This is a genomic window from Cellulomonas hominis (assembly GCF_014201095.1).
Taxonomy (GTDB): Bacteria; Actinomycetota; Actinomycetes; order Actinomycetales; family Cellulomonadaceae; genus Cellulomonas; species Cellulomonas hominis.
The window spans coordinates 906,683-918,329 of the sequence record NZ_JACHDN010000001.1 but is presented as its reverse complement, the minus strand read 5'-3'; the positions used below and the strand labels follow the sequence as shown (position 1 = coordinate 918,329).

Below are 11,647 nucleotides of genomic sequence, written 5' to 3'. Positions count from 1 at the left end.
ATACCCGTGTAGCGCTTCTCGTGCGGAAAACCTAGCGGTTGGGAGATGGGCTAGTCGAGTCGCAAGGGGCTTCGCGCCTTGACTGCCGCCGACAACGTAGGCTCAACGTCGCCGGAGGGGGCGTCGAACGCCCGACTTATCCCGTATGTGCCCCTCGGCGGCAGGTCGGTGCCTCCGTCATCGACTGGCGCGTCGACGATCTGCTTCGCGCGCCCGCGACCACAAGCGTGCCCGAAATAGGACGAGTCGGGATGGGCTGGTCCTCGAGAGCTCGGCGGGGCCGGCTTACCGTGACCGGGCACGCATTGACGCTCCCGCGGCGTCGGCGTAGCGACGACCCCGACTGCACCGCCGCTCGGGGCCCTCGACCGCACCACGCCACGCGCCAGGGTCGCCGCGTCGCGGGACACCGACGTCCCAAGCGGCGGCACCGGTCGACGTGGACAGAGGGAGTAATGTGCGGATGCGCCAACTCCGTCGCGGTCTCGTGGGCGTCGTAGCTCCGCTCGGGGTCGCCGCACTACTCGTCTTGGGTGGTCCCGCCGCCGTGGGGGTCGACGACATCACCGACCGCTGGGGTGGTGACAAGGCGGCGGCCACCACGACACCGCCACCATCACCTCCGAGCCCTGGGGCGCCACCGAGACGGCACCGCCGTCGAGCGGTGCACGCTGTGCAACCGCGGCATGACCGTCCGGGTCCTCACCTACGGCGGCATCATCCAGTCGCTCGACGTCGAACAGCCGCAACGATCCGGGACGACGACGGTGTTCGACCTGTGATGTGGGCGTCGCTAGGGGCGGAAGACTGGGAGCTGGCCGCGATCTCGACCGCGGCCAGCCTTCAGTCGCCTACGCGCCTCTGTGCGCTGCCGCCGTACTCGGCAACCCCAAGGCAGGCCGTGGCTCGGGCATGGGTGGGAGCACCCCGGCGTCGACTGGCGGAAGGGTGAAAATCGGACGACCTTCTGCGGCGACGTCAGTTTTCGCTCCGATAATGGCGCCGCAACCAAGGGGGGTGACGTCAGGTGCGAGCGAGCAGCGCCGACTGGCAGGAGTACGTCCGCTGGAACAACGTTCTGGCCGACGTCCTCTTCCCGGAGCGTGACGAGGCGACTCCCGCGTACCTCGACGTCGAGGAGGCGCAGATCGCCGAGGTCGGGGAGCGCCTGAACCTCGACGCAGACCGGGTCGTCGACGGCCTCGTCGCAGTCGTCAGGCGAACGATCGACCTCGAGTCGCCGGATGGCTTTGCGCAGCACCTCGAACGAGTCCGGGCGTGGCGTGAGCACGAGCGTGCCGAGACCTACCCGGCGATCGCCGTTCTCGCGGTCTTCTCCCTCGCTGCCGAGAGGATGGCGGCCGGCAGCGGCATGGCGTCCACGAACTACTACGGCCGACTCGCGGATCTGCTCGACGGTGACAAGGACCGGCTCAGCCGCAGTTACATGCGTGTCGCGGAACCGTTGTGGGGCGGCCTCAATCTCTGGCTCTCTACTCTCGTCGGCTTGCGAGGAACGCCGACGGCGTTCGCACTCGGCAAGCGGTTCGTCGGTCTGCCTCTGTCTCAGGCGCTCGTCCGCGAGGCGGATCGTCGAAGGCTCGAGCGCTTCTTCGCAGAGTTCGACTTCTCGCCCCGTTCGGAGGTGCCTGCATCCGAGCTGGAGCCCATTCTCGGATCCTGGCTCTCCGACGAGCAGCGCGGCGGATCCCACCTCGGCAGGCTCTGGACGAAGGCGGACCTCCGAGAGCGGATCGCGGGCGTGGCGTCCGTCGAACTGCAGTCGTGGAACGGGACCGACGACTCGGACGAGTCTGGCGTCGGGCCGCGGGGGCGGGCGCTGCTCGGGCTCCAGTTCCGCGGTTTCCCGAGGCGCAAGCTGCTGGTCCACCCCTACTTCTTCCTGCCGGAGGCCGGGAAGGCCCGTGAAGCGGTGCTCGCGGCGCGCGATGGAGACCAGCGAGTGGGTCTGGTCCCGTCGCAGGACCTTCAGGGAGCGATGTCTCTAGACGACCCCGAGCAGGTCGGGTCGGCGCACTTCCTCCAGGGAGTCCTCCAAATCACGGACGACTTCACCGGTACCGTCATCCACCCGCCGCGCGCGGTCCTCGTGTTTCGGAGAGACGAGCTCTCGGGCATCTGGCTGGAGACACGCCAGGTGCTGATGGGCGACGACGTCGTGGTGCTCGCCGTCGACCGCGCGGCCGACAAGGTGCGAACGCTGCTGGGTGAGATCGCGCGGCCGGGCTGGACCCATGACACCGCACGTTCGGGCCTTCCCGAGGGCTGGACCTTGTTCGAGAAGGTCGAGGTGTTCGGTCGACCCGCAGCCGCGACAACGGAGCTCAATCAGGACTTTCACGCCCTCGTTCCTCTGACGAGCAGCCAGCTCAAGCTCGCGGGTGGGTTCGCTCTCCCTGGCGCCTCACGCAGCCGCTGGCACTCGCGGCGCGCGCCGGAGGCCCGGGCGATGCACGACGGAGGTTCGTTCGAGGTCCGGCTGCTCGACCTCGACGTCGAGACGATCGATGTTGAAGGACACGTGCTCGACGCGTGGTCCGACAACGGCACCGGGTCTGTCCTCGTCGACCTCGCTGCGCAGGAGCTGGAGGACGGGCACTACGCGCTCGAGATGCACGACGGCATGACCGTCCGCGCCCGCAAGGAGTTCACGCTCCACTCCGCTGAAGACCACGATGCGGCTCAGTGGCTGAGGCACGAGTCGATCGTGCACGCCCTCGTTGAACCGCTGGCCGCCCTCGGTGCCGGCACGCGGGAAGACGGCCCGTGCGTCGTGCAGGGCATCGTCATCGCGGCCGAGGAGACCCCCGAAGTAGACCTCGCGTCGCCTAGTACTCAGCCGTGGTGGGCCCGGACCCGCGACCAGCTGCGTTCGCCCTCGGTCGCGCTGCACCGGCCTGACCCGAAGTCGTGCTTCTACACCGGCGCGCACCGGCTGGAGATCGCCGAGGTCGCATACAACGACCGGTCGACGACGCCCGTGATCGGGACGTGCTCCTACTGCGGCACGAAGAAGCGCTACTCGGCGAACTACTACCGGAACAGGGCGACGTTCCAGCGCAAGGTCAGTACCGACATCCCCAGTCGGAGGCTGCTCGACGTCTCCGGCCTGCCGCCCGTCGTGTCCGACCCGCAACCTGGATCGGATGACTGGGACGTAGCCCTGGACGCGCTGCGGTTCCTCGGCGGCGGTCCTGTGTCGTCCCTCGAGCGGGTCGCTCGCCAGCTCGATCCAAGCAGCCTCTCCGTGTGGGACTTCATCTCGACCCTCGAGGCGCTGGGGCACGTCGAGGTCCGTCGTTCCCCGGAGACGCTGCAGCCCGAAGCCTGGGAGATCGCGCCGACCGCGATCGTCGACATCGGCGACGCCCGGGTCCTGACCGGATTCTGGACCGACTCGCTCGTCGCGGCGGCAAGGCGGTCATGCCGACGGCACGGCCGCGACATCACCCTCAGAAAGTACGAGGGCGGCCTTAACCGGTACTCGACAGACGCGACCTCCGAGGAGTTGGCTGACTGGCTCGACGTCGACGGCGTGCTCCTCCCAGGTCGGGCAGGCGCGACCATCGCCGCGTTCCTCCCGCGCCTCAGCGAGGTGGTGGCCGCGCTCCCGCGAACTCAGGCGCCGACGATGACCAGCGTGCAGTGGTTCAACCCGGGCACAGCATCGTGGGCCGATGCGGTCGACGCTAACTCGGCTGGCGCGTACCGGGTCGGTCGGTACGCACCGCGGTACTTCGTCCGGACTGAGCGCGACCTCGAGAACGGAACTCTCGCGCACGCACCGGCATATCTGGCCAAGCACCACGCGGCATCCAGCCTCGCGGGGCGAGCACTCATGGCCTACTCCAGCGCCACACGGTCGCTCGTCGTGCCGCTCGGGGCGCGGCTCCCCGGCATGTACGAGCGTGCAGTCGTGCTGAGCTCCGCGGCTCCGCCGCGAAAACTCCGTGACATGCACGTCTACGGCGGTGTCGACGAGGACACGGCCGCCCGACTCACCTTCCTGTTGGAGAACTGAGCGTCATGGCCACGTCAGCGAATCCCTTGAGCGTCGGGCGGTCCATCAACGAGACCCTCTTGCGCTATATCGACACCGCGTTCTACCTCCGTGACGACGGTCTGCGGACGGAGCGTCGCAGGCGGCTGCTCGAAGATGTCCGTCTCCTGCCCGAGCCTCTTCTCGAGCCGGTGCTGCCCTACGACGGCGTCGTCGACGCGATCGAGGCCTGTCGCGAGGTGGGCCTGGCGCAAGACGAAGCGTCGTGGCTGGTTCACGGCCTGTTCGGCACGTCCCCCGGCGACGACGTGCGCCTCCGTCGCCACCAAGCCGAGGCTCTTGCCGTCGCGTTCGCCGCCGCCGGCCCCTCGAACCCCGTGGTCACGTCCGGCACCGGGTCGGGGAAGACCGAGTCGTTCCTGCTGCCTGTGCTCGCGCGCCTTCTGGTGGAGGCACGAAGCTGGGCGCCCGCGCAGGGCGTCAACGCGTGGTGGGAGACCAGCCACTGGTCACCTGCGCGCAAGGACGAAGCGCGCGCCGCCGCAGTTCGCACCATGGTGCTCTACCCGACGAACGCGCTCGTCGAGGACCAGATGTCGCGACTCCGTCGCACGGCACGCCGGATCCAGGACCTCGGCGGACCCGCGCTCTGGTTCGGCCGCTACACCTCGGGTGCTCCCGGAGGCACTCGCCTGCCTTCGACCACGAGGAAGGACGAGAAGGTCGCGACGGTCGGACATGACCTCAGGCTGCTCGTGCAGGAGTACGAGGCGCTCGCGAGCGATCCGGAGGTTCGCGACTTCCTGCCCGACCCCCGTCGGGCAGAGCTACTCACGCGGTGGGACATGATCTGCGACCCGCCGGACGTCCTGGTCACCAACTACTCGATGCTCAACGTGATGCTGATGCGGCGGCTGGAAGACCCGATCTTCGAGCAGACGCGGGCCTGGTTGGAGTTCGATCCCGCGAACGTGTTCACTCTCGTGGTCGACGAGCTGCACCTGTACCGAGGCACCCAGGGTTCAGAGGTCGCGCTGATCGTCCGCAACCTCTTGATGCGTCTCGGGCTCGCGCCCGACTCGCCGCAGCTGCGGGTCATCGGCACGAGCGCGTCGCTGGAAGGCGACCGCTCGGACTACCTCGAACGCTTTTTCGGAGTCCCTCGCTCGACTTTCAAGCAGATCTCCGGCGAGACGCGTCCGGTCATGGCCAGTCTTCCGTTCCCCGCACCCGATCTCGGAAGCACGGACGCGCCGATGATGACCCACGTGCTCGCCGAGGCGTGCCGGGACGAGGACGGCGCTGTCCGAGCGACCGACCTGCCGACCATCGCCACGCGCGCGTTCGGGCCGGACGGTTCGGTCGAGGACGTGGAGAAGGCCCTCGAGATCATCGCGGGTTCGTCCGACGAGGGCCGGATCCCGTTTCGTGCGCACTACTTCATGCGCACGATGCGCGGGATGTGGGCGTGTTCGAACCCTGCGTGCACGCAGGTCGAGGCGAGCGAGCCACGTGAACGGGCCGGCATCGGGCGTCTGTTCGCACGGCCCGTGCACCAGTGCCCGTGCGGCGGGCGGGTCCTGGAGCTGATCTACTGCGGCAAGTGCGGCGAGGGCAGCCTCGGCGGGCACGTCGTAGCAACAGGGAGCGGTGGCCAGTTCCTCGGGATCGACCCGTCGGACAGCGAGCTCGACCGCCCGAAGTTCCTGTTCGAGCGACGCGAGCACGAGTACCGCTGGTACTCGCCCTTCTCTGACGGCGTCGGAGCCACGTGGAACCACGGTGGGCCGAAGAAGGATGTCGAGTTCCGGTTCGCCCGGGCTCGGTTCGACCCGGTGACCGGCTTCATCGAGACCGCCGCGGCCGATGACGCGACCGGCGTCATCGTCACCGCCAAGAACCCGGACGACGAGTTCCGGCCTCCCGCGCTCCCATCTCGCTGTCCTCGGTGCCTGCACACCCGGCACCAGACGGAGTTCAGGTCAGGACGGGTGGCCTCCGCTCTCCGCGCTCACACGCAGGGCGCCACCCAGGCGGCCCAGCTCCTGGTCGCCGAGATCTTTCGCGAGCTGGGAGACGAGCAGGGCATCAGCCGCACGATCGTGTTCACCGACTCGCGCGACGACGCCGCGCGCATGTCCGTCGGCCTCTCGATGAACCACTACAACGACCTGGTCCGACAGGAGATCGACCAAGCGCTCGTCGCCCCCGTCGAGGACATCGCGATGATCCTCCGCGAGGGGTTGGCGGGACGTCTCGGACCGAGTCAGGCCGCGCGTCTCGGTGAGCTGGTCCAGGAGCACCCTCAGATGGTCGCGGCCTACGTCGCGATCAGCAGCGGCAACGCCACGGCCGATCAGATCGCCGCCGTCAACGAGTTCGAGCGCCGGATCGCAGCTGATCGCTCGCGACCGTGGAGCGGACTTGTGCGACACCTGAGCCGACAGCTCGTCTCTCTGGGCGTCCCGCCGGGAGGGCCACGGGCGTCCCGGCTGACGCTCGGCGACTCGAGAACTCCGTGGTTCCGCGCTTTCGAGCCACCCACGGCCGGTCTGTGGACCCCGTTGCCCGATGCGACCGAGCGGTATCGGCACCAGAAGCAGTTCGATGCCTACATGGCGACTTCGGTCGCCGAGGCGCTCATCGGCACGTCGCGTGCGGCTCGAGATGCCGAGGACAACCTTGTCGCCTACGTGGTCCCGCGCGTCCTCTCCGACTCGCTCGATGATCTCCGAACCACGGCGCTGTGCTCCGCCCTCCGCATCTTCCTGTCGAGCGGACGCTGGGCGCCTCAGGACTCTGGCAGCGCGTCCAAGGCGGCACTCCTGCCCCGCGACGTCGTGGACTACCTCCGGCGTGCCGCCGAGGTGGTCGGTGTCAGTCCCGAGGAACTCGAAGCCGACTTCGAGCAGGCGCTCGAGCCGATGCTGGCCGGGCTGGTCATCGATCTCGCCGGGGCAGACGTCCCTCTGCTCGTCGTACCCGGGGCCGACGTCGTCTGGATATGCACCACGTGCGGTCAGCGACACCTCCACGCGTCAGCGCGCACATGCATCCGCAGCGGCTGCTCCGGGGCGCTCGTCGAGCGCGCGCGGGTCGAGCTCCTCGAAGAGGACTACTACGCCTGGCTCGCGACGCAGCGGCCGCAACGCCTCGCTGTCGCAGAGCTGACCGGTCAGACGCGCCCGCCCGAGGAGCAGCGCCGCCGTCAACGGGTCTTCCGGGGGGCTCTCAAGCCTGCGCCCGCAGAGAACCCCCTCACGTCGCCGCTCGACGTGCTGTCGGTGACGACGACGATGGAGGTCGGCGTCGACATCGGTTCTCTGCGCTCGACGGTGATGGGCAACATGCCGCCAAAGCGCTTCAACTACCAGCAGCGCGTTGGTCGTGCTGGCCGCAAGGGTCAGGCGTTCTCCTTCGCGGCCACGCTCTGCCGGGACCGTTCGCATGACGACTACTACTTCGCGAACTCGGGCCGGATCACCGGGGACCCCCCGCCGCAGCCGTTCCTCGACACCAACCGCCCGAAGATTCTCAAGCGTGTTGTGGCGGCTGAGCTCTTGCGGCGTGCCTGCCGCGCGTTGCCGACCCCTCCTCAGCTGCTCCGGGAGAGCGTCCACGGCGCCTTCGGACGAGCCGACGAGTGGAAGGAGAGCGGGCAGGAGGACGCTCCGCCCATGCGCTCCATCATCGAGGCGTGGCTCAAGCGCGCGCCCGACGTCGACGATGTCGTCCGACGCCTCGCGGCGCACACCGGCATCGAGGCGAGCATGGTTGATGAGATCGTGGAGTGGGCCCGCGAGGGCCTCGTCCAGGATATCGACGGGGTCGTCGGCTCGCCCGTCTTCACACAGCCTGCGCTCAGCGAGCGGCTCGCCAATGCCGGGGTGCTGCCGATGTTCGGCTTCCCGACACGGGTGCGGACGCTGTACCGGACGGGTATCGACAACCGGCTCACGCTCGACGAGATCAGCGACCGTCCGCTCGACCAGGCGGTCTCGTTGTTCGCGCCTGGAGCCGAGGTGGTCAGCGACGGGTGGGTGTACACCGTCAACGGGTTCGCGTCCGTGTACCGCGATGGGCGCGGAAACGTCCGCACGACGGATCCGATCCGTAGCTCTTTCGCGCTCGAACGCTGCGCGGTCTGCGGTTCCTCCACGATCAAGGCCGGAAGCGCGGCCGAGGGGCTTCCGGCCGGCGGCCCGCTCACGTGCCCTGTGTGTGCTGGCGACATCGAGCCGATGACGGTGTACCAGCCCGCAGGGTTCCGGACCCACCCCAAGGCCAAGGACGGCGAGCTCAGCGACACGCAGGTCGCGACCGCGTCCCGCCCGGTGCTGGAGTGGACCGATCTCGGGGGCCTGCAGCCAAATCGCTCCGGCGCCATGGACATCTGGCGACTGGAGGACGCGAACCTGGTCACGGTCAACGACAACCGGCGGGCGCAGTTCGACCTGTACCGGCACAGTGACCACTCGGTGATCGTGCCCGCCGTCGAGACCGACAACATCTCGATGCCCAAAGTGGGGAAGGGCGGAATCGGCGACGTGCGCACGACCGACGCCGCGCTGCTGCTGATCCGGTCCGAGAGCCTCCCGGGTGAGGTGATCGCGACCGACGTCGCCATCTGCCCGTCGGGGCCTGCGGCGATGCTGTCCTTCGCCGAGGCGCTACGTCGCGGCGCTCAGGCCGAGCTCGACATCGACCCCGACGAGCTCACCGTGGGGCTGCAATCGCGCCGTCACGTGGATGGGACACGGACCTCCGCGGTCTATGTCGCAGACACCCTCGAGAACGGCGCTGGGTACGCTCTCGAGCTCGCGGGCCCGCGGATGGATGACGTGGTCCGGCAGATCGCGGACGGAGAGACCGGGCAGGGCTGGAACGCACCGGGCCACAGCGAGTGTGATTCCTCCTGCCCCGACTGCCTCCGCTCCTGGGACAACCGGCACCTGCACCCCGCGCTGGACTGGCGTCTCGCGCTCGACGTCGCCGACCTCGCGATGGGCCGGGATCTCCGGCTCGCCCGCTGGTTCGATCTCGTCCCCGGTGCCGTCAGTGCCTTCGACGCCGGCTTCCGGAGCATGTTCGAGCAGCCGTACGCGGTCGAGATCGTGGACGACCTCCACGTGCTCGTCCACGGGAACCGCGCGGTCGTCATCGGACACCCGCTCTGGAGTCGGAATGTCGAGCATGAGACGGAACTGCAACGTTCGGTTGCCGATGGGCTGAAGGGGCGCGGCATGACCGTGACGTGGTCGGACGTGCGCACGCTGCGCAATCGGGGGGTCTTCGTCGCGAAGGCTTTGACGATCGGGTACATCGACTGATCACCACACAGCGGTACAGGTTGTCTCTCCTGCGGATCTCACCCGCTGGGGACCCGTTCGGCGTGGTTCGGGCTGGAATGCTCAAGATCTGGCAGTGCTGACACTGAGCAGAGCGCGGGGATCGAGGCTGTGGCAGCCGTCGACTGGGTTCACGGACTCAGCCCGACGTGCCTGCACCTCGGCCGCGTGATCCGGTCTCGTGCAGCGCATCCCGAACCCGTGCGGAGGCGCTCGAGATGTCCTCGTGCTCCCAGACGCGGACCACGCGCCACCCCAGAGCGCCGAGATGACGGTCGGTGTCGGCGTCCCTCGCGCGGTTCGCCGCGATCTTCTGCGCCCACCAGGCGCTGTTGCTCCGAGGATCGGTTCCGTGCAAGGGGCAGCCGTGCCAGAAGCAGCCGTCGAGGAACACCGCGACCCGTCGACGCGTGAACGCGATGTCGATCGTGCGTCTCCGCAGACCCGGTACCGGATACGTCACGCGGTACCGCAACCCCTCGGCGTGCAGCGCGCGACGAAGGCTGAGCTCGCGCTCGTTGTCCCGTCGGCGCAGCCGGCTCATGCGCCGGGAGACCTCGGCGCCGCTCGAGCCCGGGTGCGCCGGGACGTTGAAGGTCGGCACGACGTCGATCCTCCGCCAGCTCGGCGCCCGGGCGCGAGCTCGCGGTCAGACCGCGGTCGGATCCAGCTCGCGCGGGCGGCCCAAGACGTCGAGAGGGTTGAGCGGCGCGGCGGCGACAGCCTTGATCAGGCGGGCGGCGCGTTCACGCTGCTGGTCGTCGTCGAGATGTGATCGGCCAGCGTCTTCGAGCAGGAGCCGGTCGCGCTCGATGTGCTGACGGAAGACGTGAGCGACAGCTCCGACGGCGACCCCGTTCCCGAGCTGCTTGTACGTGGTCGCGTCGCTCTGCCCGGGGAACACGAAGCTGTCGGGCAGACCCTGCAGGCGGGCGGTCTCCCGCGGCGTGATCCGCCGGGCCAACCGGCCGATGATCGACGTCTGGGTGATCGCCACGAGCGCGGGGAGGTACGTCTCCTTCTTCGCGCGAATACCCGACGGGCGGAGCTGCATCACGGTGCTCCACAGGCTCGGCGCGTCCTGCGCCTGCCACTCGAGCTTGCGCCGCGACGCCGGGAAAACGTCGTCCCGGAAGACCCCCCAGCGGTACGCCCACTCCAGGAGCGGCGCGTGGTGGCGCGCGAACAGGGCGTGGTTGTTGCGGAGGTGGCTCTGCTTCCAATCCGGCAGCGTGCGGTCGACGTGCGGCATCGTCACGGTCGCGGGGACGAAGCCGTCCCTCACCGACTCGAGCGGCTTGAGCGTGTCGGCGTGCGCGAGCGACGGGAAGTGCAGCGTCGCGACCTCGCGGAAGTCTCGCCACGACTCGGCCCACACCGGGAAGCCGGGCAGCGTCTCGTCGCGCGATCGCAGGATCTGCACGAACTCGTCCCAGGCGTCGATCCAGTGGGTCTCGAAGCTCGTCAGGCCGTAGCCCACCGGCGGGTCGTCCTCGAGCACGTCGCGCAGATGCCACCCGTCGGTTCCCGACTTGGGGTCGAAGCGAGGGCTGTCCTCACCGTCATCAAGGGGGAAGCGGTCCTTCATCGAGGCGACCGGCTCCGGGCCGGGTGCGTCCGACGGGATCCGGGACAGCACGTCGGACCGGGTGGCGGTGATGAAGACTCGCTCCCGCACCTGCGGGGTCCCGCCGAGACGCGCCGGGAGGAGGTGGGGGGAGAAGATCGCCGGCGTCCGGCTCACGTGGTATCCGAGCTGCCGGAGCGTCGTGATGATGACGTCCCACTCGTGCGCGTGGCGCGGTCCGATGAGGTTCCGCACGTTCTCCAGCAGGACGACGAGCGGCCGCTTCGCCTCGATGATCGTCGCGATGTTGTAGAAGAGTGTGCCGCGCGCCTCGTCCATGCCGCGCTGCGCGCCCGACTTGCTGAAGGGCTGGCACGGGAAACCTGCGCAGAGCACCTCGTGGTCGGGGATCTCGGCCGGGTCGTCCAGCGTGATGTCGCCGGCGACGTTGAACCCCGAGGCTGGGTGGTCCCAGTTCGCCTCGTACACGCGACGGGCGCGGGGGTCCATCTCGACCGCGTAGACGCACGTCCCACCGAAGGTCTTCATCGCTGCGTGGAAGCCGCCGATGCCCGCGAACAGGTCGACGAAGCGGAACTCAGGCTCTCCCATGGCGAGAAGGGTACGAGCTCGCACCGACATGCGGGTCCACGACGCGTCGACGGGTGGTCGACGTCCACGTGGGACGAGACCGGCCACCCGACGTACGAG

Annotated in this window: 4 protein-coding genes; 2 read left to right on the top strand and 2 right to left on the bottom strand. The window is 68.9% G+C overall.

Annotated features, from left to right (window positions below; genetic code table 11):
- Positions 1-1,027: 1,027 nt before the first annotated feature.
- Together HNR08_RS04230 and HNR08_RS04225 are read left to right on the top strand one after the other, a co-directional pair.
- The gene (locus HNR08_RS04230; RefSeq protein WP_146838659.1) at positions 1,028-4,042 is read left to right on the top strand and encodes a hypothetical protein; all 3,015 of its coding nucleotides are present in this window, start codon (positions 1,028-1,030) and stop codon (positions 4,040-4,042) included.
- Positions 4,043-4,047: 5 nt separating this feature from the next.
- Positions 4,048-9,351 carry a DEAD/DEAH box helicase gene (locus HNR08_RS04225; RefSeq protein WP_146838661.1) on the top strand — a complete coding sequence of 1,768 codons (5,304 nt, stop codon included), beginning with the start codon at positions 4,048-4,050 and terminating at the stop codon, positions 9,349-9,351.
- A 157-nt stretch (positions 9,352-9,508) separates the two neighbouring features.
- On the opposite strand, the gene HNR08_RS04220 is transcribed toward HNR08_RS04225, so the two are convergent.
- Positions 9,509-9,973, bottom strand: coding sequence for a very short patch repair endonuclease (locus HNR08_RS04220; protein ID WP_276509371.1), 465 nt, complete (start codon positions 9,971-9,973; stop codon positions 9,509-9,511).
- A gap of 45 nt (positions 9,974-10,018) precedes the next feature.
- Entirely contained in the window at positions 10,019-11,548 is a 1,530-nt protein-coding gene (locus tag HNR08_RS04215; protein WP_146838665.1) for a DNA cytosine methyltransferase, read from the bottom strand.
- Between the last annotated feature and the right edge of the window lie 99 nt (positions 11,549-11,647).